Here is a 21279-nt window from a genome sequence, read left to right on the forward strand (position 1 = left end):
CGACCTCGAAGATTTGCTACTATCAGGATCGAAACTGGAAACCCGCATCTTTCAGCTTCAGAGCTTCATTTCCAGCGTAAAAGCCACTGTGCAGATGATTTAGATTTTTCCGCACCAGGCGTAGCAGCGCGTCGCCAATCTTGGTGAATGCCGCATGCTTCTCTATCAACTGCCCAAGATCGTGGAAGTCGCGCGCTTGGAAATAAAATCGGCCCTGAAAAATTGAACTGCCTTCGGTCCGGGATGGGTTGTACTGTATCACAGATGAGCGGCTGAGATCGGGATCATACGTATCGTTGTATGGATTGTGCTTCCAAACAATTTCCTCCCTCAGTGCCTTGGGAACGAGATGAAAGCCCTCGACCTTACGGCCCGGGTGCACTCGTTCAAATTTTTCTTTCAGCGAGGGTGCGGGGGTCTTCGACTGGCTGTTGATCACCGCGAATACCCCCTTTGAAAGCACGATGGACTGAAGCTCAGTTTGATCTTTGTCTGACAACCAGAAATTGACCTGCCTGCCCATCATTGCCGCGATTCCGACATTGCACTCTCATGCACGAATACTGCACATTGAGACAGGGAAAATCACCCAATCTCCGCGCCCAGCCCCGTCATCAGCCCCATGAACTCCGGGAAGCTCGTCGCGATCATTGCGGCGTCGTCGATGGTTACCGGCTTTTCCGTTGCCAGCCCCATCACCAGGAAGCTCATGGCGATACGATGGTCGAGATGCGTCTGCACCGCCGTGTCCTGGCTATTGGGATGGCCGCCCAGCCCCTTGCCGCCGGGCTTTCCGCGCACCGCGAGCGAAGCTTCGCCTTCGGTGCAGTCGACGCCGTTGAGCTTCAGCCCATTGGCAACCGCTGCCAGTCGGTCGGATTCCTTCACCCGCAGCTCTTCCAGCCCCTGCATCAACGTCTCGCCCTCGGCGAAGCTCGCGGCAACCGCCAGCACCGGATATTCGTCGATCATCGACGGCGCCCGCTCGGGCGGCACGGTGACGCCCTTGAGCTCGGAGTAGCGCACGCGCAGATCGGCAACATCCTCGCCGCCGGCATTGCGCGGGTTCAAGATGTCGATCTGGCCGCCCATTTCCTGCAACGTTAGAAGCAGGCCGGTGCGGGTGGGGTTCATCAGCACGTTCTCGATGACGATGTCCGAACCCGGCACGATCAGTGCCGCGACCAGCGGGAAGCCGGCCGAGGAGGGGTCGCCGGGCACGGCGATGGTCTGCCCCGTCAATTTGCCCTGGCCCTCGATGAAGATGTGGCGCACGCCGCGCTCGTCGGTCTCGACCGAGAGATTGGCGCCAAATCCCCTAAGCATCTTTTCGGTATGATCGCGCGTCATCACCGGTTCGATCACGGTGGTGATGCCGGGCGTGTTGAGGCCTGCCAGCAGCACGGCCGACTTCACCTGCGCCGAGGCCATCGGCACGCGGTAGGTAATGGGTGCGGCGTGTTTCGGCCCATGCAGCGTGATCGGCATGCGGTCGCCCGGCGTCGCCTTCAGCACCTGCACGCCCATCTGGCGCAAGGGTTCGAGCACGCGGCCCATCGGCCGTCCCGACAGCGATGCGTCGCCGATGAAGGTCGTTTCCATGTCGTAAGTGCCGACGAGGCCCATTGTGAGGCGGGAGCCGGTGCCGGCATTACCGAAATCGAGCGGGCCTTCCGGCTGCAGCAGCGCGCCATTGCCGGTGCCGCGGATCACCCACTCGGCGCCGCGCTTCTCGATATGCGCGCCCATCGCCTTCATGGCGGCCGCCGTGCGCATCACATCCTCGCCTTCGAGCAGGCCGGTGACGCGGGTTTCGCCGGAGGCAAGGCCGCCGAACATCATGGAACGGTGCGAAATCGACTTGTCGCCCGGCACGCGAGCGGTGCCGGAAAGGGCGGATGATTTGCGGGCGGTGGCCGGCTTGGCAGCGGCGGCGTGAGACATGGAATTTCCCTGGACGGAATGCCGGCGCACCGGCGCTTTTCATTTGTTGCGGCGGTCTCGTATCACGGCGGGCACGAATGGTCATCCCCATGGTCGTCGCTTGGCGCGAGGCCTTCCAGTGCTTGGTTTTGTGACGCCGGCTTTTCGCTTTGACAGCGCGGTAAACTGTGGTTAAGGGGACCACTCTTTTACTGACGAGGCTTGACGTGGCAAAAAACGAACTTGGCACAAAGCGTGTCGACCCTGAAACGGGCCGAAAATTCTACGACCTGAACAAGGACCCTATCGTCTCGCCCTATACGGGCAAGACGTATCCGCGTTCCTATTTCGAGGACGGCAAGATCGCCGCCCTCGAAGAGGAAGAGGAAGTGGCCGAGAAGGAAGTGGACGCCGAGGAAGAAGAAGGCGTTGAAGTCGTCTCGCTTGAAGAGGCCGACGAAGACGTCAAGGCCGGCGACGAGCTTCCCGACCTGGGCGACGACGAGGACGATGTCGATCTAGGCGACGATGAGGACGATACTTTCCTTGCCGACGAAGAGGAAGAAGACGACGACGTCGCCGACATGATCGGCGTCGGCGACGACGACGACGAAGTCTAGGAACGCTTCGAACGCATGCATTTAGCGGCGTTCACGGGCTATGACGAAAAAGCGGCCCTCGAAGGCTTGATCTTCAGGGAAGGCGGGGTTAGAAGCCGCCTGCACTAAACGGCGCGGTCCTGAAACCCGCGCCGGACCTCTCGCCGGCAACGGCGACGGCTGACTGCCGGAGTGGGGCCATAGCTCAGTTGGGAGAGCGCTTGAATGGCATTCAAGAGGTCGTCGGTTCGATCCCGATTGGCTCCACCAAACAGTCTTTTTCCGACGCTCGGTTTCGCGGCATTCGTGCTTGTCGCCTGCCAGTCGGCGCCTGAACCATCATCGCCGCCGCCAGCGCCCGCACCTCAGCCCATGGCGCCTGCCGCGATCTCTGCTCCTGATGGTGCGGCGGTCCTCGATCCATCCGTGCGGGTTATGCCGCCCGGCGAAGGCGTCCCGGCCAAATATGTCGCGTTTTCCGGCATATGGGGCGGACAGCTGGACGGGATGTATGACGGCAAGCTCGCCGTGCTGACGATTACGCGCGGCGGCAATGTCACCGCCACCTATGCCTGGGGCGATGTCGCCGACAACAAACCGGGCGTGGCCGATGGCGAAGGCAAGATTTTCGGCAACACGTTGAAACTGCGGCGCCTTCCCAATGGCGCGGACGTCAGCGCGGTCATTCAGGCGGACGGAACGCTGGCCGTCACCTATGGGCTTGCCGACCGAACCTATACGGGCACGTTCACCAAGCAATAATCGCGAGAGCTAATCTTCCGGGGGAGCCACGCCTGGCCCCTTCCCTTGATCAGTGCAATCCGAATTCGCGCAGCAATTCTTCACGGTAGCGCACGAAGCGGCTCTCGCTGCGCTCGCGCGGGCGTGGCAGGTCGATGTCGATCAACCGCGCCGCGCCGCCTTTCTCCTTGGGCAGGATCAGCACCCGGTCAGCCAGATAGATCGCCTCCTCCAGATCGTGGGTGACCATCACCATGGTGACGTTCTCCTCGCTCCAGATGCGCGCCAGTTCCTCCTGCATGCCGATCTTGGTCATGGCGTCCAGGGCCCCCAGCGGCTCGTCGAGCAGGAGGATCTCGGGCTGCACGGTGAGCGCCCGGGCGATGCCGACGCGCTGCGCCATGCCGCCGGAAAGCTGGCTCGGAAAAGCATCGGCGAATTCGGCAAGGCCGACCAGGGCGACGTAGAAGCGGGCGCGTTCCTCGGCCTGCCTCTTGGGAACACCGCGCACTTCGAGGCCGAACGCGACATTGCCGAGCACGCTCAGCCACGGCAGCAGCCGCGGCTCCTGGAAGATCACGGCACGCTCGGCGCCGACGCCATGCACCGGCTGGCCGTCGATCGCGACACCGCCGCTGTCGGCCGCCTCCAGCCCGGCCAGAATACGCAGCAGCGTGGTCTTGCCGGAGCCGCTGGCGCCGACAATGACCAGGCATTCCCCCGAACGAATGTCGAGGTTGAGCGTCCGCAGCACGGCAAGCTGGCGCCCGCCGAGGCTGAAGGATTTGGAGAGGTCGCGGATCGAGACCTCTCCGCCACGGTTGGAACCGGCCATCTTGTCTCTCAGCTATTTCAAAGCTCAGTTGATCTTGGTTTCGCCGGGCCGGTACAGGATGTCGGCGGCTTTCAGCTTGCCCTGGGCCAGACGGCCGTCGCGCTCCAGCACGGCGACCCAGAAGTCGATGTCGCGGTCGGTCGCCTGTGCACCTTCGCGCAGACCAAAGCCGGTCCAGTAGCGGGCGAGATCGCCGTTTTCACCGCGCTTGTCGAGGATAGTGGCCAGCACCTTGCGGGCTTCGTCCGGGTTCTGGCGCGACCAGTCCGAGGCGCGCGCCGACTGTTCGACGAAGTTGCGCGCCGCATCCGGGTTGGCGGCAATGAAGTCGCGCCTGAGTACGACGAAGCCGCCGGCGAGTTCGCCGAGCACCTGGGTGTCGTCGAACACGCCGCGCACGCCGCCGTTGGCGACCAGCGCGCCGGCAAAGGTCGCCTGCCAGTAGCCGAGGCCGGCAATGTCGACCTGGCGCGAGCGCAGCGTCTGCTCAAGCTGCGGGCCGGGCACGACAATGAGGTTGGCGGCGGTCGGCGGCAGGCCGACGCTGTGCAGGGCCTCACGCACCGTATAGTCGAGATGAGCGCCGAGCGTGTTGACCGAGATGGTCTTGCCGGCAATGTCGGCGATCGATTTGATCGGGCTGTCTTCCAGCACGTAGAAGACGCTCTTCACATCCTTGTTGATGCCGTTGCTCGGATACGCCGCGACGAAGTCGTTGCCGCCGGAGATCGAGTTGATCACCGCCGCGGTGGCGGCCGAGCCGATGTCGACGCTGCCGGAAGACAGCGCAAACAGCGATTCCGGTCCACCCGAGGAATAGCCGACATTCTCCAGCTCGACGCCGAGCCCTTTGAAGTAGCCAAGCTCGTCGGCCAGCTCGTGCGGGGAGATGCTGCCACGGCTGGCGAGGTAGCGGAACTTGACGGCTGCGGCTTGCGCAAAGGCCATGCGCGGCAGGCCGGCGGCGATGAGGCCGGCGGCAAGCGGCGCGCCGGCAAGCAGCGAACGGCGGGTGATTTTCATGATCGGGTCCTTCCTGGAGGTAAACGGTGAGGGGCGGACTGCTCAGTTGACAGGATTGCTCCAGCGACAGAGCCGCCGCTGCAGGGTGACCAATGCCTGGTTGGCGATCAGGCCAAGCCCGGCGAGGATGACGATTGCCGCAAACATCAGCGGGATCTGGAAATTGTACTGCGCGTTCATCACCTGGAAGCCGATGCCCTTGTTGGCACCGATCATCTCGGACGCGATCAGCAGCAGCAGCGCCGTGGTGGCGCTCAGCCGCAAGCCGACGAAGATCGACGGCACGGCGCCCGGCAGTACGACGCGGCGAAACACGGTGAGCCGGCTCGCACCATAGACGCGCGCCATTTCAAGCAGCTTGGGATCGACTTCCTTGACGCCGCTGGTGGTGTTGAGCAGCAGCGGAAACAGCGTCGCCCAGAAGATGACGAAGATCTTCGAGGTCTCGCCAAGTCCCAAGAGCAGGATGAACACCGGATAGAGCGCCAGCGCCGACGTCTGCCGGAACACCTGCAGGATCGGATCGAGCGCGGTTTCGACCGGGCGCACCTGGCCCATGAACAGGCCGAGCGGAATGGCAACGGCGACAGCCGCCGCAAAGGCGATGCCGGCGCGTTGCAGGCTGATGGCGATGTCGCCGAGCAGGCTGCCGCCGGCAAGCCCCTTCCAGAGTGCGACGACGATCATGTCGATCGGCGGCAGCACCGCCGCGTTGACCCAGCCGACGCTGCTCGCCACCTGCCAGAGCGCCAGGAAGCCGGCAAGCACGCCGTAGCGCTTCAGGAAGCGAACAGCCGCCTTGCTGCCGAGGTTCAGGAAGTCGGTGCCGAGCCCGGTTTCGCCACCACTGCGGCGAACCGTGATCTGCCGATCGATGTGCTGCAGCGTCATTGCTTCACCCCTTCGATGCCAAGGTCATTCGGCGGCAAGGACGGTCGAGCGGGCGACGGTCCATGGATTTTCCGGGCGCCTGAGGCCGAGATTCTCGCGCAGCGTGCGGCCTTCGTAAGCCGTGCGGAACAGGCCGCGCCGTTGCAGTTCGGGAATGACCAGGTCGACGAAATCGTCGAGCGCGCCGGGCAGCCAAGGCGGCAGGATGTTGAAGCCGTCAGCCGCCTCGCTGGTGAACCATTCCTCCAGCTGATCGGCGACCTGCGTGACGCTGCCGACGATGGTGTAGTGGCCGCGCGCCGTCGCTACCCATTGGTAAAGCTGGCGGATGCTGAAATTGTGCTCGTCGGCAATCTGCCGGATCAGCGCCTGGCGGCTCTTCATGCCTTCGGTTTCCTTGCTCGGCGGCAACGGGCCGTCGAGCGGATAGCCCCTGATGTCGAGCGTCTGGCCGGCAAGACCGTTGAGGAGCGCAACACCGTCCTCGGGCAGGATAAGGTCGTTGAGCTGTTGGTATTTGGCGCGGGCCTCGTCCTCGGTGCGGCCGACGAAGGGCGCGACGCCCGGCATGATCAGCACTTGGTCGGGATCGCGGCCGACTTCAGCCACGCGCGCCTTGATGTCGCGGTAGAATTCCTGCGCCGTCTCGAGCTTCTGATGGGCGGTGAAGATGACCTCGGCCGAGTGCGCGGCAAGCCCGCGTCCGTCTTCCGACTGCCCGGCCTGTACGACAACCGGATGCCCCTGCACCGGGCGCGGCACGTTGAGCGGACCCTTGACGCTGAAATGCTCGCCCTTGTGGTCGATGTCGTGCAATCTGTCCTTGTCGTAGAAACGGCCCGACTGCTTGTCGCGGATGAAGGCGTCATCCTCCCAGCTGTCCCACAGCGCCTTGACCGTCTCGACATGCTCATGCGCCCTGGCATAGCGCTCGGCATGGCTGGGCTGGACGTCGCGGTTGAAATTGCGTGCCGTTTCGTCGCCGGCCGAGGTCACCACGTTCCAGCCGGCGCGGCCGTTCGACAACAGGTCGAGCGAAGCGAATTTGCGCGCCAGCGTGTAAGGCTCCTCATAAGTGGTGGACGCCGTTGCGATGAAGCCGAGATGCGTCGTCAGCGGCGCCAGCGCCGCAAACAGCGTCACCGGCTCGAAGCCGGCGATCTTGGCGTTGCCGCCCTCGCGGGCGCCGAGGCCGACGGTCAGGTTGTCGGCCAGGAAATAGGCGTCGAACAGGCCGCGCTCGGCGGTCAGCGCCAGCTGCTTGTGGAACTCGAAATTGGTGGCGCCGTCGGCCGGCGCATCGGGATGACGCCAGGCGGCGATATGCTGCCCGCCGCCGGGCAGGAAAGCGCCTAGCTTGATCTGCCGCGGCCTGCTATCGGACTTGCTGGCTCGAGTCATTGCAGGCGTCCTTCTGGTCTATGCGGGATGGAATATTGCGTCGCGGATCGTGGTTTCAGGCGGCAAGGACGACGCTGTAGGGCACGCCGGCCACCCGGCATGCCTCGGCGACCGCCTGCCGGGCTCGCGCCTTGACTGCCTCTGACACCAGCACGCCATCTGCAAAGTCCTTGTCCGAGGCGTAGATCGCGGTCGGCAGGGTCTGCGCCTCGAAGAAGCCGAACAACGGCCGCAACTGGTGTTCGACGACAAGCGAATGACGCTCGCCGCCGCCTGTTGCCGCCAGGATGATCGGCTTGCCGCGCAGTGACGACGGGTCGAGCAGGTCGAAGAAGTGCTTGAACAGCCCGGTGTAGCTGCCCTTGAAGGTCGGGGAGCCGACCACCAGCACGTCGGCGCCGAGCAGCTGCTCGATAATACCGCGCGCCGCCGGATCGAGATCGCCAAGCTGTCTTGCAGGCGCAAAGGACGGGCCGAGATCCTCGATGTCGAAAACGCTCAAAGCCGAGCCGGCCCGGCTCGCCACCTCACCGGCGATGTGGCTGACGAATGCCTTCGTCTTGGACGGACGGGTCAGGTTGCCGGACAACCCCACCACCAGCTTTTTTGACATCCGAGGCTCCTTCTCGCAAACGCACTATCCGCATTAAGCCTACCGATTTTGTAGAATTAAATGAGCGAGAAGATTTCAAAACCGGGCTCTGAAGCGAATGGAGTTTGCGGTACATCGCCTTTGGTTGGTTCATTTGGCCCCAAAAGCGCCGCGGCAGATGCTGACGCGGTCGCGCAGGGCATCGCCGGGGACCATGGCCTTGGTCCTTTGCGCACCGATGGGTATCGTCGCGAAACCGTCAAGGGCCGGCGGCATTGACACTGCGTTGTGTCAGTGTCGATTGAACCCGATCGCGTGGGCGACGAAGTAGGCAACTGCAATCAAAGAACAGGATACGCGCATGAAGAAGATCGGCTTTCTTTCCTTCGGCCATTGGTCGCCCTCGTTGCAATCGCAGACGCGCTCGGCGTCCGACGCGCTGCTGCAGTCGATCGACCTGGCCGTCGCCGCCGAGGAGCTGGGCGCGGACGGCGCCTATTTCCGCGTCCATCATTTTGCCCGCCAGCTCGCTTCGCCGTTTCCGCTTCTGGCCGCGGTCGGCGCCCGCACCAGCCGCATCGAGATCGGCACCGCCGTCATCGACATGCGCTATGAGAATCCGCTGTATATGGCCGAGGATGCGGGTGCTGCCGACCTGATCGCCGGTGGCCGGCTGCAGCTTGGCATCAGCCGCGGTTCGCCGGAGCAGGTGATCGACGGCTGGCGCTACTTCGGCTACGTGCCGCAGGACGGCAAAAGCGATGCCGACATGGCGCGCAATCATGCCGAGGTTTTCCTGAATGTGCTGCACGGCGAAGGTTTCGCGCAACCCAATCCGCGGCCGATGTTCCCCAATCCTCCGGGAATGCTGCGGCTCGAGCCATTCTCGGCCGGCCTGCGCGACCGGATCTGGTGGGGCGCCGCTACCAACGCGACCGCCGAATGGGCGGGCAAGCTCGGCATGAACCTGCAAAGTTCGACGCTGAAGTTCGATGAGGGCGGCCAGCCGCTCCACATCCAGCAGGCCGAACAGATCCGCGCCTATCGCGCGGCGTGGAAGGCGGCCGACCACACACGCGAGCCGCGCGTGTCGGTCAGCCGCAGCATCTTTGCGCTGGTGAACGACCGCGACCGCGCCTATTTCGGCGGCGGCAGCAGCGAAGATCATTTCGGCTATATCGAGCCTGAGAAGCTTGCCGTCTTCGGCCGCTCCTATGCCGCGGAGCCCGATGTGCTGATCGATCAGCTGAAAGAGGACGAAGCGATCGCCGAGGCCGACACGCTGCTTCTGACCGTCCCCAACCAGCTTGGCGTCGAGTACAACGCCCACGTCATCGAGGCGATCCTGAAGCACGTCGCGCCGGCTCTGGGCTGGCGCTGACAAGAGGCGCCAGCCGCCCAGCAAACAAAGAGATAGACCGTTTCGCCGGCAAACGGTGAAACGCTCTAAGGGAAGAGGCGGCTAGGCATCCGCCTTGAAGGTCTGCTTCTGCTGGCCGAGCCCCTCGATGCCCAGTTCCACCACATCGCCGGGCTTCAGGAACACCGGCGGCTTCATGCCGAGACCGACGCCGGGCGGGGTGCCGGTGGAGATGATGTCGCCAGGATGCAGCGACATGAACTGGCTGAGATAGGAAACGAGATAGGCGACGCCGTAGACCATGGTCCTGGTCGAGCCGTTCTGCATCGTCTTGCCGTTGACCGTCAGCCACATTTTGAGGTTCTGCGGATCGGCAACCTCGTCCTTGGTGACAAGCCACGGCCCGGTCGGACCGAACGTGTCGCAGCTCTTGCCCTTGGTCCACTGGCCCTGGCGCTCGGCCTGGAAGGCTCGCTCGGACACGTCATGGGCAACGGCATAGCCGGCGACATAATCCAGCGCATCGGCCTCGCTGACATATTTGGCTTTTCTGCCGATGACCACGGCGAGTTCAACCTCCCAGTCGGTCTTTTCCGAGCCGCGCGGGATCAGCACATCATCGTCGGGGCCGACAATGGCCGAACTCGCCTTCATGAAGATGATCGGCTCCGGCGGCACGGTGGCGCCGGTTTCGGCGGCATGATCGGAATAATTCAGGCCGATGCAGATGAACTTGCCCGTGCCGGCGACGCAGGCGCCGAGGCGCGGCTTGCCGGAAACCACCGGCAGCGACTTCGGATCGAGCTTCGACAATGTCTCGAGCGATGCCGGATCGAGCGCCTTGCCGGCAATGTCGGCGACATGACCCGAAAGATCGCGGATCGTTCCATCCGCATCGAGCAGGCCGGGGCGTTCGCTCCCTATCTCGCCATAGCGCAGCAGTTTCATCTTGCTCTCCAAATTGCGGCCCAAGGCCGTTTTCAACTCACTCTGCCAAAGCGACGAGGACTGGCCGACTCTGGCTAACGGATCCGACCTGGGGCAAGCCGGACTTTAGGACTGGTCGACCCGGAACCTGCGTATCGAGACTATGCTCAGATCGACCAGCCGCCGTCGATATTATAGGCCTGCCCCGAGGTGTAAGTGGCGCCGGCGAGGTAGACGGCAAGGTCGGCGATTTCCTCGGGCGTGCCGAGACGGCCCATCGGCTGGCGGGCAATGAAGGCTGCGCGGGCCGCCTCGTAATCGCCCTGCGCATGCATGCGGTCCTGCAGCGACGGACTCTCGACGGTGCCGGGGCAGATGGCGTTGCAGCGAATGCCCTTGGCGACATAGTCCGCGGCAACCGCCTTGGTGAGACCGATCACGGCCGCCTTGGAGACGCCATAGGCGAAGCGGTTGGGCACGCCCTTGCCGGCGCCGGCGACGGACGACATGTTGATGATCGAGCCATCGCCGCGCTCCAGCATGCCGGGCAGTACCGCCCGAATGGTGCGGATCATGGCGCGGACATTGAGGTTGAAGGCGAAGTCGAGATCGGCATCCTTCATCTCGAGGATGGACCCGGAATGGACGAAGCCGGCGCAGTTGAACAGCACGTCGACGCGGCCGATTTCGGCGAAGCCGGATGCCACCGCATCGTCGTTGAGAACGTCGAGCTTGCGGGTCTTGATGCCGGAGGTCTTGGCGAGTTCGGCCAGCAGCGCCTCGTTGATGTCGGTGGCGTGCACGATGGCACCTGCCTTGGCGAAGGCCAATGCGCTCGCTCTGCCGATGCCTTGTGCCGCCGCGGTGACGACAACGACCTTGCCTGCTAGATCCGCCATCCGTTTCTCCTCGCCCTCTTTGGCCACTGCTCGGCCCGATTTACTGCCGGCTGACTGGGGCGTCCTGTGCCAGACAGGCGCGACTATGCGGCCTGCACAATCCATCAGTCCTTAAATAACAAATGTTTTTTCTGGTTAAAGAACACATGTCCAAGCGTCAAGCCCGAACGCGATCACCTTCGCGACGGCTGATGTAATGCACATCGCTTGCTCTGATGCAACAACATGTATGACAACCGGACAACGAGTCACGCTGCCATGGTTCACTCAAGCACAGCGCGCTTCGGCGGCATTAGTCGCCGTATGGCACCCAGACGTTCTTCACTTCGACGGCGCGGCGCAGCAGGGCATCGCCGGCGGCCTCGTCGGACGCCCAGTCGAGGCTGCGGCCGTTGCCGGTCCAGACGCGCTTGAGATTGCCGACGGAATCGGCCTCCGCTTTGGCGCAAGTGTCGGCATCGGCAAACAGCCAGAGCCCGTCGACATCGTCATGCTTGGCCAGCACGCCGGCAAGCTCCGCCGTGCGGCCGGTGACGATGTTGATGGCGCCTGCCGGAACGTCGGAATATTCGATCACCTGGTAGAGATCGGTGGCAAGCAGCGGGTATTTTTCCGACGGCACGGCCACCACCGTGTTGCCCATGGCAAGCGCAGGTGCGATCAGGGAGATCAAGCCGAGCAGCGGCGCGCTGTCCGGGGCGACGATGCCGAGGACGCCGACCGGCTCGTGCAAAGCGAGCGTGACGGCGCGGGCCGGTGGCTGATGCACCCTGCCCTCATACTTGTCGGCAAGGCCGGCATAGAGGAACAGGCGCTCGATCGATTGTTCCACTTCCTCCCGCGCGGCCTTGGCGTTGGCGCCGGTCAGTTCGGTCAAGCGTGCGGTAAACTCGCCGGCACGGCCGGACAGATTTTCGGCGAGATAATATAGCACCTGGGAGCGATTGTAGGCGGTCGCCTCCGGCCAGGCCTTGCAGGCGCGGGCGGCGGCAACGGCGTCGCGGATGTCCTTGCGGCTGCCGAGACCGACTTCGCCGGCGAGCTTGCCCTTGGCAGTGGCTATCGCCAGCGAATAATTGCCGTCGGGCCGCACCTGCTTGCCGCCGATGAACAGCTTTGCGGTACGATCGATGGCGCCGCCATCCGATTGCTCGACCGGCTGCGCCGAAGCCGCCGTCGGCTTGATCACCGGGCCGAGCGGCAGCTTTGCCGAGAGATACTCGAACATGCCCTCGCGCCCGCCCTCGCGGCCAAAGCCGCTTTCGCGATAGCCGCCGAAGCCGCAGGCGGCGTCGAACATGTTGGTGCCGTTGACCCAGACGACGCCGGCCTTCAGCTGCGGCGCGACATGCAGCGTGAGGTTGATGTTTTCGCTCCACACCGAGGCGGCCAGCCCATAGCGCGTGTTGTTGGCGAGTTCGACCGCTTCCTCGGTGTTGCGGAAGGTCATGGTGGCCAGAACCGGGCCGAACACCTCTTCCTGCGCCAATATATTTGCCGGCGAAACACCGGTGGCGAGCGTCGGCAGGTGGTAGTAGCCGGAAGACGGCAGCACCGCGTCGGGCTGCCAGCAGACGGCGCCCTGTCTGGCGCCTTCTGCGACCAGGCCCTTGACGCGGTCGAGCTGTGTGGCGTCGACCAGCGGTCCGATATCGGTGTTCTTGTCGAGCGGGCTGCCGACGCGAAGCCGGCTCATCCTGACCTTGACCTTTGCGATCAACGCGTCGGCAATGCCTTCCTGCACCAGAAGCCGCGAGCCTGCGCAGCAGACCTGGCCCTGGTTGAACCAGATGCCGTCGACCAGTCCTTCGACGGCGCTGTCGAGATCGGCGTCCTCGAAGACGATGAAGGCCGATTTGCCGCCAAGCTCCAATGACAGCTTCTTGCCCGATCCAGCCGTGGCTTTCCTGATGATCTTGCCGACCTCCGAAGAGCCGGTGAAGGCGATCTTCTGGATGCCGGGATGGTTGACGATGGCGACGCCCGCTTCCGGCCCGCCCTGGACGATGTTGACGACGCCCTTGGGCACGCCGGCACGCTCGCAGATCTCGGCAAACAGGATGGCGGTGAGCGGCGTGAACTCGGCCGGCTTCAGCACCACCGTGCAGCCGGCGGCGAGCGCCGGCGCAATCTTCCAGGCCAGCATCAGCAGCGGGAAATTCCATGGGATGATCTGGCCGACGACGCCGACACCCTTGTGGCCTGGGAAATCCTTGTCCAGCGCCTGCGCCCAGCCGGCATGATGGATGAAATGGCGGATGGCCAGCGGCACGTCGATGTCGCGGCTTTCGCGGATCGGCTTGCCGTTGTCGATTGACTCAAGCACTGCGAACAGGCGCTGATGACGCTGCATCGCGCGGCCAATGGCGTAAAGCACTTTTGCGCGCTGGTAGCCCGAGGATGCCGACCATTTCGGCAACGCCCTGGTGGCTGCGGCGACGGCTGCGTCGATATCGGCGGCGCCGGCATCGGAGATCTTGGCCAGCAGCTTGCCGGATGAGGGTTCGCTGGTCTCGAAGGTCTTGCCGCCGCCTGCTGCCTTCCAGCCGCCGTCGATGAACAGCGCCTTGCCGAAATCGCGTCCGGCAAGCCAGGCATCGGCCTCGGTGCGGGCTTCCGGCGCCGGGCCGTATTCCATGGCGTGATAGCGTTCGAGAATGTTCATGACGCGCTCCAGATAATCGTCTTGGCAGGCGCTCTGTGGCGCCCCCCTCTGTCCTGCCGGACATCTCCCCCACAAGGAGGGAGATTAGCCTTCGCGCCTGTCGGCTCTGAAACGTCGACAATTGGCGAAATCGCCGACGTTAGCCAATCTCCCCCCAAGTGGGGGAGATGTCCGGCAGGACAGAGGGAGGCGCGAAGGAACACGACGTTCAAGGCCTTCATCCGCCTCACGCCATTGCGTGGCGGTGATTGGCCGAATAATGCCCGGTCAGATGATGCTCGAGCTGGCGCTCGATATCGGTGAGGAGGCTCGAGGCGCCGAAGCGGAACAGGTCTGGCTCCAGCCAGGGCCGGCCGAGCTCCTCCTTCATCAGCACCAGCCAGTCGAGCGAGGCCTTGGCGGTAGAGATGCCGCCGGCCGGCTTGAAGCCGATGAGAAAGCCGGTCTCCTCGAAATAGGCTCGGATGGCGCGCACCATGGCAAGGCCGACGGGCAGCGTGGCGTTGACGCTTTCCTTGCCGGTCGAGGTCTTGATGAAATCGGCGCCGGCCATCATCGCCACCATCGAGGCTAGCATGACATTTCGCAGCGTGGCGAGGTCGCCGGTGCCGAGAATGACCTTGAGATGCGCATCGCCGCAGGCTTCGCGCATCGAGACGATCTCGTTGTAGAGCTCCTGCCACTTGGCGCCGAAGACCAGGCCGCGCGGGATGACGACGTCGATCTCGTCCGCGCCGTCGCGCACCGATGCCTCGATCTCCTGCAGGCGGGTCGACAGCGGCGCAAGGCCGTGCGGGAAAGCGGTGGAGACGGCGGCGACATGGATGCCGGTGCCGCGCACGGCATCAACAGCCGTCGCGACGAATGGATGATAGACGCAGACCGCCGCCGGGCGGATTTTTTCGCCCTCGATGCCAAGCCCCTCGACGATGTCGCGGCGGAACGGGTTGATCGCCTTGGCGCACAGGCGGCGCACGCGCTCTTCGGTGTCGTTGGAATTCAGCGTCGTCAAATCCATGCAGGAGACGGCGCGCAGCAGCCATGCCGCCTGGTTGTCGGCCTTGATCGAACGACGCTTGGTCAGGCTGGCGACGCGGCGCTCCAGCGCCGAGCGATTGACCGAGCGCACCGATTCCATGAAGCCGAGATCGAGCCGCATGCCGGTGTTGCGGGCGATGCCATGCGATTGCGGAACGGGCGTGTTGGCTGCGGCACGCGCCGGCAGCGGCGTGACCTTGGACGCGCCGAGATCGGCTTCGCGGATTGTGCTGCTCATCTCCTGCCCTTTCGCTCGACGATTTTACGTCGTGGTGCGTGTCGTTGCTCCCGGACCGCACGGCGGCTTTAGGCGACGCACACCGAAGATAGCCCGTGAAGCATCGCTTCACGAGTCCTTCAAGCGGTCATAGCGGAAAAAGGCGGCGAAAGCAGCTGAATTTTGACCGCATGGTCAAAATTCCAATCGAGAAGCGGGCGCCGAGGCGCCTGCTGATGTCAGCCGACGAAAGCGCGCTCGACGACGAAGGTCGAGGGATGGCTGAGCGAGCCCTCATGGAAGCCGAGGCCTTCGGCCATTTCCTTGACGTCCTTCAGCATATGCATCGAGCCGCAGATCATGATGCGGTCCGTCTCCGGATTGAGCTTCTCGATGCCGAGGTCGGCGTAGAACTTGCCCGAGCCGATCAGCGCCGTGATGCGGCCCATGCGCGCCGATTCTTCGCGGGTCGTCGAATTGTAGAGGGTGACGCGGCCGCCGGTCAGTTCGCCGATCAGGGGATCGTTCTCGAGCGCGGCCACCAGTTCCTGGCCATAGGTCAGTTCGGCATTGTCGCGGCAGGTGTGGGTCAGGATGACCTGATCGAATTTTTCGTAGGTATCGGGGTCGCGCAGAAGGCTGGCGAAGGGCGCAATGCCGGTGCCGGTCGAGATCATGAACAGGCGCTTTGCCGGGGTCAGCGCGTCGACGACCAGCGTGCCGGTCGACTTCTGGCGCATGATGACGGTGTCGCCAACCTGGATCTTCTGCAGCTCGGAAGTCAGCGGGCCGTCCGGCACCTTGATCGAGAAGAATTCCAGCTCTTCGTCCCAGGCCGGGCTGGCGACCGAATAGGCGCGGTACACCGGCTTTTCGGCATTGGGCAGCCCGATCATGACGAACTCGCCGGAGCGGAAGCGCAACGACTGCGGACGGGTGATGCGGAACTGGAACAGGCGGTCGGTGTAATGCTTCACCGAGACGACGGTTTCGGCATAGACATTGGCCGGAATCGGGAACTGCAGCGGACGGGCGCCGGCGGTGTTGAGTGCGGATGTGGTGTTCATCGATCCAACTCTGTCTTGCCCAAGCCACTACGCGGGCGCCAAACCGTTTCCTGCGCGCCCAGACCCTTCAGGTCCCGGCGTGCCGTTCACACACTCCAAAGCAGTGAGCTCTTGTGTCCCAAATTTATTAGTATACAAACGATATTTGTGTCAAGATACCACGCTAAAACAGCTTTCCAAACTGCGGCATATTCGTAGTTCCGCCATTTCGGATTTCGACAATGAAAGAGAATTTTTCGGTGAAGCAGCCGGATTCCGCAGGCGACGTCGTTGCCGGCATCGATGTTGGCGGAACCTTCACCGACCTCATTTTGATCGACGGAAATGACGGCGGAAAGGTGCATATCGCCAAGACGCCGACGACGGTCGACAACCAGGCGTTCGGCGTGGTTTCAGCGCTGGGCGCCACAGGCTTTGCCATAGACGGCATCGACCTCATCGTGCATGGCACGACCACCACCACCAATGCGGTGCTGGAACGCAGGCTGGCGAAAACCGGCATGATCACCACGCGCGGTTTTCGCGACGTGATCGAGCTTGGCCGCCGCACACGGCCGCAGCCCTACGGCATGACCGGAAGCTTCGTTCCGATCATCCCGCGCGATCTCCGGCTCGAAGTGTCGGAGCGCGTCGAGGCGTCGGGCGCGGTGCGCACGCCGCTCGACGAGGCCGAGATGCGCGACGCCGTGAAGACGCTGATCGGGGCCGGCTGCGAGTCCCTGGTCATCCATTTCCTGCATTCCTACGCCAACCCTTCGCATGAGCGGCGCGCGGCCGAAATCGCCGCCGAGCTTTGGCCGAACGGCTACATCACGACTGGCCATGCGCTGCTGTCGGAAGCCCGCGAATTCGAGCGCGGCGTGACCGCCGCGGTGAACGCCTCGGTGCAGCCGATCCTCGAGCGTTATGTCGAGCGGCTGCGCAAGGAATTGGCTGCCAAGGGCTATGCCCGCGACTTCCTGATCATGAACGGCAATGGCGGCATGATCTCGGCCCGCTTCGTCACGCGCGAGTCGGCCAAGACCGTGATGTCAGGCCCGGCTTCGGGTGTCATCGCGGCCGCCTATACGGGCAAGCGCGCCGGCTTTGAAAACCTCGTCACCTACGACATGGGCGGCACCTCGACCGATGTGGCGCTGATCCGCAACGCCGAGCCGGCGGTCTCCAACGAGATCGAGATCGAATATGCGATGCCGATCCATGTGCCGATGGTGGCGGTGCATACGGTCGGCGCCGGCGGCGGCTCGATCGCGCGCGTTGATGCGGCCGGCCTGATCCAGATCGGCCCGGAAAGTGCCGGCGCCAATCCCGGTCCGATCTGCTACGGCCGCGGCGGCTTGGAGCCGACCATCACCGATGCCAATCTGGTGCTGGGACGGCTGGCGCCGAAAAAACTGCTGGCGGTCGAAAATCCGGTCACCGTCGAGCGCGTCACCGGCATCTTCGAAGACAGAATAGGCAAGGCCACCGGCCTCTCCGGCGTCGAGGCGGCGGGTGCAATCCTGCGGCTCGGCAACATGAAAATGGCCGGCGCCATCCGCATGGTCTCGGTGTCGCGCGGCCATGATCCGCGTGATTTCGCGCTGTTCGCCTTCGGCGGCGCCGGGCCGCTGCATGCAACCGCGCTGGCGCGCGAACTCGGCCTGCCCCGCGTGCTGGTGCCGGCCCGTCCGGGCATCACCAACGCGCTCGGCTGCGTCGTGGCCGATCTGCGCCATGACTTCGTCAACACCATCAACCAGCCGGTCGCCGTGCTTGATGAAGCCCGGCTTCGCGAGGTGCTGGAACGTCACCGCGGGGAAGGCGAGGAACTGATCGGCAAGGAAGCGGTGAAGCCGGAAACGATCCGCGTTACGCACTCTGCCGACATGCAGTTCGTCGGCCAGACCCACATCATCAACGTGGCGCTGCCGTCTTCATCGGTGACAAGGCAGGAGTTGCAGGCGCTGTTCGAAAAAGCCTATTTCGCCCGCTTCAAGGTCGAGTTGCCGGAGATCCGCGCCAATCTGGTCAACCTCAACACGTCGGTGACGGGCGTGCGGCCGGCAATCGACCTGTCACGGCTGATCGACCCGGCCGGACGTACAAAGACGCTAGACGAGGCGCTGCGCGAGACAAGGCCGGTCTGGTATGCCGGACGCTGGCACGATACGCCGATATACGCACGCGAAAAATTGCCGCTCGATGCCGTTATCCAAGGGCCGGCGATCCTCGAACAGATGGACGCCACCACCGTGCTCGAACCCGGCGACCGCGCAAGATCGGACGCCGACGGCAACATCATCATCGACATTGGCGAGGCCTGAGATGCAAAAGCTCGACGCCATCACGCTTTCGGTCCTGCAGGCAGCCTTGCAGCAGGTCTGCGACGAGATGGATCTCACTTTCTCCCGCGCTGCCTTCTCGCCTGTCATCGCCGAGGCCAATGACCGCTCCGACGGCATCTACTCGGCCGTCGATGGTTCGTTGATCGCACAAGGCAGCCAGGGCCTGCCGGTGTTCGTCGGCGTCATGCAGTATTCGACCAAAACGGTGATCGAGATGATCGCCGACGGCCGTTGCCTGCCGCCTGAGCCGGGCGACATCTACATCGTCAACGATCCCTATCTCGGCGGCACGCATCTCATGGACGTGCGCTTCGCCATGCCAGTCTACCGCGACGGCAAGATATTTTGCTGGCTATCGAATACCGGCCACTGGCCCGATATCGGTGGCTCGGTGCCGGGCGGCTTCTCCGCCTCCGCCACAGCCGTCGAGCAGGAAGGCCTGCGGCTGCCGCCGGTCAAGCTGTTCAAGAAGGGCGTGCTCGACACCGAAATCTACGCCATCATCTGCTCCAACATCCGCGTCGCCGACCAGCGCATCGGCGATATAAGGGCGCAAGCCGCGGCACTGTTGATCGGTCAGGACCGGCTCAATGGAATCCTCGATCGTTACGGGGACGAAACCGTCGTCGGGGCGATCGCCGAACTGCGTCGCCGCGCCGCCGAGCAGATGCGCGCCAACATCTCCGCCATTCCCGACGGCACCTACAGCTCGAAGGCCTTTGTCGACTCGGACGGCGTGGTCAACGAGCCGCTGACCATCGCGCTCGCGGTGGAGAAGAAGGGCGATACGCTGACCTTCGATTTCACAGGTTCGTCAAAACCCTGTGCCGGGCCGATGAACAGCGTGCTGGCGACGACATTGTCGTCGGTCTATCTCGCCATGCGCCATATTTTCCCTGATGTGCCGATCAGCGCCGGCGCTTTCGAGCCGCTGATCGTCAAGCGGCCGGAAGGCACGTTCCTCGACGCCAAATACCCGCGTCCCGTCTCCGGCTGTGCGGCTGAAGTCTCGCAGCGCATCGCCGAGGCGGTGTTCGCGGCGATGGTGCAGGCGCTGCCGGAAAAGGTGACGGCCGCGCCCGCCGGCTCCAGCGGCAATTTCGCGCTGGGCGGCAACGATCCGGCGCGCGGCCGCGACTATGTGATGTATCAGATCTCCGGCGGCGGCTATGGCGGCAATTCCGGCCATGACGGCCTGACCAATGGCTGCTCGACCATCGGCATTTCGAAATCGCCGCCGGTCGAGATCATGGAGCAGGCCTTTCCGGTTCTCTACCGCCAGTATGCCTTGCGCGAAGGCTCGGGCGGCGCCGGCAAGCAGCGCGGCGGCTTCGGCCTCGCCTATGAGGTCGAGATATTGCGAGGAGAGGCGCGCGCGTCCTTCGTCATGGACCATGGCCGTTTCGGCCCGCAAGGCGCGCTCGGCGGCAAGGACGGCGCGGTGAACACGGTGACCGTGTTCCGCGACGGCGAGGCACATGTGCCGCCGCATCTGTCCAAGGAACAGGACATCGCGCTCAAGGCCGGCGACCGCGTGAGGGTCGGCACGCCCGGGGGCGGCGGCTATGGTGATCCGCGTGAGCGCGACCCGAAACTGGTCGCCGAAGACATCAGGCTTGGTTACTACACCGTTGAACAAGCCAAAGAGCTGTTCGGAACCTGACAGCCGACAGGCCCGAGCCGCGTCAGGTCTGCAGCTTGGCCTTCAGCGCATCGGCGAATTTTTGCGCGATCTTCTTGAAGCCGGCGGGATCGGGATGCAGTTCGTTGGCCCAGTCGGCCACCTTCAACGTTCCCTGCGTGTCGACCAGATGGAAATTGTTGTTGGGATCGTCGGCCAGGCGCTTCACCACATCGCGGAACGCCGCCAGCGCGTCGTGAACGATGACCGTGCCCTTGGCGACCGTCCAGTTGCAGAAATCGAGCGACGGTTTCAGCCACGGGCCGACACAGGACGGATGCGCTCCGTTCGGGATCGGAAAATCATAGCAATGGCCAAAGATCGGCACGCCTGGCGCGACGCGGTCGCGCAGCGCGAACAAATCGAGATAGCAGGCCTCGACCATGCCGAGCGCCTTGGTGAAGCGGTTCTTGTTCAGCCCGGGGGCGTGGCCGTCATTGAAGTCGAGGAAGATGCAGAACTGGTCGCCGGCAATGTCGTTGCCACCGGCAGAGAACAGGATGGCATCGGGCTTGCCGTCCAGCCAGTTGGCCTTGTTGCGCAGGGCGGCGATCATGCGCTGCTGCTTGGGCAGCGACATCTCGTCGGTCGCCGCATCGCCATGATGGGCAAGGTTGAGGATGGTCGGCGGCATCGAGCCGATGCGGCGCAGCTGCGCGATCACATCGGTGTCGACGAACGGAAATCCGTTCCCGGTGAGCGGATAGTCGAACCAGGAATCGCCCTGCGCCAGCATCACCAGCGGCCGGTTGGCGACGGCCGCCTCGAGATTGCCGGCACTTTCCCTTGCGGTTTCGAGCCGCTCGATGTTGGCCTGGTGAACCCTGATGCGCTTGGCGATGTCGTCGTCTATGCGCCGCTGCGCGGCTTCCTGCACGAATTCCTGCTGGTCCATCCCCAGGTCCCTCCCACGACCGTCTACTTCCAGCTGAGCATGCGCCCATGTCCATGATCGGTCTGTAATTTAGATCACAGTAAGATTCCTGGGGAAGGACGGCTTGCCACGCCGTGATCGCCGCAGAGCATGTCGTTTCCGTCTCCGTGGGGCCTGCAAAAGACCATAGACTTCTATCCTTGTTTTCGCGCAATTCCG

The 21279-nt window shown here is 63.8% G+C and carries 19 protein-coding genes and 1 tRNA gene; 7 read left to right on the plus strand and 13 right to left on the minus strand.

Annotated elements, in window-relative coordinates; genetic code table 11:
* Positions 1-22: 22 nt before the first annotated feature.
* Together NKJ77_RS24225 and aroA are read right to left on the minus strand one after the other, a co-directional pair.
* Positions 23-526, minus strand: coding sequence for a hypothetical protein (locus tag NKJ77_RS24225; RefSeq protein ID WP_023832572.1), 504 nt, complete (start codon positions 524-526; stop codon positions 23-25).
* A 59-nt stretch (positions 527-585) separates the two neighbouring features.
* Positions 586-1944 (minus strand): 3-phosphoshikimate 1-carboxyvinyltransferase, encoded by a 1359-nt coding sequence (gene aroA / locus NKJ77_RS24230; protein WP_352535867.1) that lies wholly within the window; start codon positions 1942-1944, stop codon positions 586-588.
* A 206-nt stretch (positions 1945-2150) separates the two neighbouring features.
* Between aroA and NKJ77_RS24235 the strand changes: the two genes are divergently transcribed.
* From NKJ77_RS24235 to NKJ77_RS24245, 3 genes are all read left to right on the plus strand, one after another.
* A complete protein-coding gene (locus NKJ77_RS24235; RefSeq protein WP_023683538.1) occupies positions 2151-2543 on the plus strand; it encodes a TIGR02300 family protein in 393 nt (130 codons plus the stop codon).
* 173 nt (positions 2544-2716) lie between these two features.
* Positions 2717-2792, plus strand: a tRNA-Ala gene (locus tag NKJ77_RS24240).
* A gap of 102 nt (positions 2793-2894) precedes the next feature.
* Complete coding sequence (locus tag NKJ77_RS24245) at positions 2895-3284, plus strand: hypothetical protein (protein WP_023683541.1); 390 nt, start codon at positions 2895-2897, stop codon at positions 3282-3284.
* 49 nt (positions 3285-3333) lie between these two features.
* Here NKJ77_RS24245 and NKJ77_RS24250 read toward each other — a convergent pair whose 3' ends face one another.
* The 5 genes from NKJ77_RS24250 to msuE are packed head-to-tail and all read right to left on the minus strand — an operon-like array spanning position 3334 to position 8026.
* The gene (locus NKJ77_RS24250; RefSeq protein ID WP_023671311.1) at positions 3334-4098 is read right to left on the minus strand and encodes an ABC transporter ATP-binding protein; all 765 of its coding nucleotides are present in this window, start codon (positions 4096-4098) and stop codon (positions 3334-3336) included.
* 24 nt (positions 4099-4122) lie between these two features.
* Positions 4123-5121, minus strand: a complete 999-nt coding sequence (locus NKJ77_RS24255; RefSeq protein ID WP_023695917.1) for an ABC transporter substrate-binding protein — start codon at positions 5119-5121, stop codon at positions 4123-4125.
* Positions 5122-5163: 42 nt separating this feature from the next.
* Positions 5164-6012, minus strand: coding sequence for an ABC transporter permease (locus NKJ77_RS24260; protein ID WP_023711343.1), 849 nt, complete (start codon positions 6010-6012; stop codon positions 5164-5166).
* 24 nt (positions 6013-6036) lie between these two features.
* Positions 6037-7413, minus strand: coding sequence for an LLM class flavin-dependent oxidoreductase (locus NKJ77_RS24265; protein ID WP_023683544.1), 1377 nt, complete (start codon positions 7411-7413; stop codon positions 6037-6039).
* A 55-nt stretch (positions 7414-7468) separates the two neighbouring features.
* The gene (msuE, locus tag NKJ77_RS24270) at positions 7469-8026 is read right to left on the minus strand and encodes an FMN reductase (RefSeq protein ID WP_023683545.1); all 558 of its coding nucleotides are present in this window, start codon (positions 8024-8026) and stop codon (positions 7469-7471) included.
* A 60-nt stretch (positions 8027-8086) separates the two neighbouring features.
* Between msuE and NKJ77_RS24275 the strand changes: the two genes are divergently transcribed.
* Positions 8087-8284: a hypothetical protein gene (locus NKJ77_RS24275; RefSeq protein WP_155923605.1), complete on the plus strand. Its 198-nt coding sequence runs from the start codon at positions 8087-8089 to the stop codon at positions 8282-8284.
* Between the two features lie 82 nt (positions 8285-8366).
* Positions 8367-9386 (plus strand): LLM class flavin-dependent oxidoreductase, encoded by a 1020-nt coding sequence (locus NKJ77_RS24280; protein ID WP_023711345.1) that lies wholly within the window; start codon positions 8367-8369, stop codon positions 9384-9386.
* A gap of 81 nt (positions 9387-9467) precedes the next feature.
* On the opposite strand, the gene NKJ77_RS24285 is transcribed toward NKJ77_RS24280, so the two are convergent.
* From NKJ77_RS24285 to NKJ77_RS24305, 5 genes are all read right to left on the minus strand, one after another.
* The gene (locus tag NKJ77_RS24285) at positions 9468-10313 is read right to left on the minus strand and encodes a fumarylacetoacetate hydrolase family protein (protein WP_023711346.1); all 846 of its coding nucleotides are present in this window, start codon (positions 10311-10313) and stop codon (positions 9468-9470) included.
* 146 nt (positions 10314-10459) lie between these two features.
* Positions 10460-11191 carry an SDR family oxidoreductase gene (locus NKJ77_RS24290; RefSeq protein WP_023695912.1) on the minus strand — a complete coding sequence of 244 codons (732 nt, stop codon included), beginning with the start codon at positions 11189-11191 and terminating at the stop codon, positions 10460-10462.
* 292 nt (positions 11192-11483) lie between these two features.
* Positions 11484-13856: an aldehyde dehydrogenase family protein gene (locus NKJ77_RS24295; RefSeq protein WP_352535868.1), complete on the minus strand. Its 2373-nt coding sequence runs from the start codon at positions 13854-13856 to the stop codon at positions 11484-11486.
* Positions 13857-14082: 226 nt separating this feature from the next.
* Positions 14083-15132: a deoxyribose-phosphate aldolase gene (deoC, locus tag NKJ77_RS24300; protein WP_023703681.1), complete on the minus strand. Its 1050-nt coding sequence runs from the start codon at positions 15130-15132 to the stop codon at positions 14083-14085.
* A gap of 218 nt (positions 15133-15350) precedes the next feature.
* The gene (locus NKJ77_RS24305) at positions 15351-16178 is read right to left on the minus strand and encodes a ferredoxin--NADP reductase (protein ID WP_352535869.1); all 828 of its coding nucleotides are present in this window, start codon (positions 16176-16178) and stop codon (positions 15351-15353) included.
* A gap of 221 nt (positions 16179-16399) precedes the next feature.
* Here NKJ77_RS24305 and NKJ77_RS24310 point away from each other — a divergent pair, with 221 nt between their 5' ends.
* Positions 16400-18484, plus strand: a complete 2085-nt coding sequence (locus NKJ77_RS24310) for a hydantoinase/oxoprolinase family protein (protein WP_023700428.1) — start codon at positions 16400-16402, stop codon at positions 18482-18484.
* A 1-nt stretch (position 18485) separates the two neighbouring features.
* A complete protein-coding gene (locus NKJ77_RS24315; RefSeq protein WP_352535870.1) occupies positions 18486-20168 on the plus strand; it encodes a hydantoinase B/oxoprolinase family protein in 1683 nt (560 codons plus the stop codon).
* Between the two features lie 22 nt (positions 20169-20190).
* Here NKJ77_RS24315 and NKJ77_RS24320 read toward each other — a convergent pair whose 3' ends face one another.
* Positions 20191-21081: an SGNH/GDSL hydrolase family protein gene (locus NKJ77_RS24320; RefSeq protein ID WP_023689203.1), complete on the minus strand. Its 891-nt coding sequence runs from the start codon at positions 21079-21081 to the stop codon at positions 20191-20193.
* Between the last annotated feature and the right edge of the window lie 198 nt (positions 21082-21279).

This window comes from Mesorhizobium sp. M0052 (assembly GCF_040323255.1).
In the GTDB taxonomy this organism is placed as follows: domain Bacteria; phylum Pseudomonadota; class Alphaproteobacteria; order Rhizobiales; family Rhizobiaceae; genus Mesorhizobium.

Excerpts from the sequence above, each read along its gene's own strand:
- NKJ77_RS24275 (WP_155923605.1), top strand. The coding sequence starts at position 8,087 with ATGAGCGAGAAGATTTCAAAACCGGGCTCTGAAGCGAATGGAGTTTGC.
- NKJ77_RS24250 (WP_023671311.1), bottom strand. The coding sequence starts at position 4,098 with ATGGCCGGTTCCAACCGTGGCGGAGAGGTCTCGATCCGCGACCTCTCC.
- deoC (WP_023703681.1), bottom strand. The coding sequence starts at position 15,132 with ATGAGCAGCACAATCCGCGAAGCCGATCTCGGCGCGTCCAAGGTCACG.
- NKJ77_RS24320 (WP_023689203.1), bottom strand. The coding sequence starts at position 21,081 with ATGGACCAGCAGGAATTCGTGCAGGAAGCCGCGCAGCGGCGCATAGAC.
- aroA (WP_352535867.1), bottom strand. The coding sequence starts at position 1,944 with ATGTCTCACGCCGCCGCTGCCAAGCCGGCCACCGCCCGCAAATCATCC.
- NKJ77_RS24310 (WP_023700428.1), top strand. The coding sequence starts at position 16,400 with ATGAAAGAGAATTTTTCGGTGAAGCAGCCGGATTCCGCAGGCGACGTC.
- NKJ77_RS24280 (WP_023711345.1), top strand. The coding sequence starts at position 8,367 with ATGAAGAAGATCGGCTTTCTTTCCTTCGGCCATTGGTCGCCCTCGTTG.
- NKJ77_RS24305 (WP_352535869.1), bottom strand. The coding sequence starts at position 16,178 with ATGAACACCACATCCGCACTCAACACCGCCGGCGCCCGTCCGCTGCAG.
- NKJ77_RS24245 (WP_023683541.1), top strand. The coding sequence starts at position 2,895 with ATGGCGCCTGCCGCGATCTCTGCTCCTGATGGTGCGGCGGTCCTCGAT.
- NKJ77_RS24260 (WP_023711343.1), bottom strand. The coding sequence starts at position 6,012 with ATGACGCTGCAGCACATCGATCGGCAGATCACGGTTCGCCGCAGTGGT.
- NKJ77_RS24295 (WP_352535868.1), bottom strand. The coding sequence starts at position 13,856 with ATGAACATTCTCGAACGCTATCACGCCATGGAATACGGCCCGGCGCCG.
- NKJ77_RS24290 (WP_023695912.1), bottom strand. The coding sequence starts at position 11,191 with ATGGCGGATCTAGCAGGCAAGGTCGTTGTCGTCACCGCGGCGGCACAA.
- NKJ77_RS24315 (WP_352535870.1), top strand. The coding sequence starts at position 18,486 with ATGCAAAAGCTCGACGCCATCACGCTTTCGGTCCTGCAGGCAGCCTTG.
- NKJ77_RS24225 (WP_023832572.1), bottom strand. The coding sequence starts at position 526 with ATGATGGGCAGGCAGGTCAATTTCTGGTTGTCAGACAAAGATCAAACT.
- NKJ77_RS24265 (WP_023683544.1), bottom strand. The coding sequence starts at position 7,413 with ATGACTCGAGCCAGCAAGTCCGATAGCAGGCCGCGGCAGATCAAGCTA.
- msuE (WP_023683545.1), bottom strand. The coding sequence starts at position 8,026 with ATGTCAAAAAAGCTGGTGGTGGGGTTGTCCGGCAACCTGACCCGTCCG.
- NKJ77_RS24285 (WP_023711346.1), bottom strand. The coding sequence starts at position 10,313 with ATGAAACTGCTGCGCTATGGCGAGATAGGGAGCGAACGCCCCGGCCTG.
- NKJ77_RS24255 (WP_023695917.1), bottom strand. The coding sequence starts at position 5,121 with ATGAAAATCACCCGCCGTTCGCTGCTTGCCGGCGCGCCGCTTGCCGCC.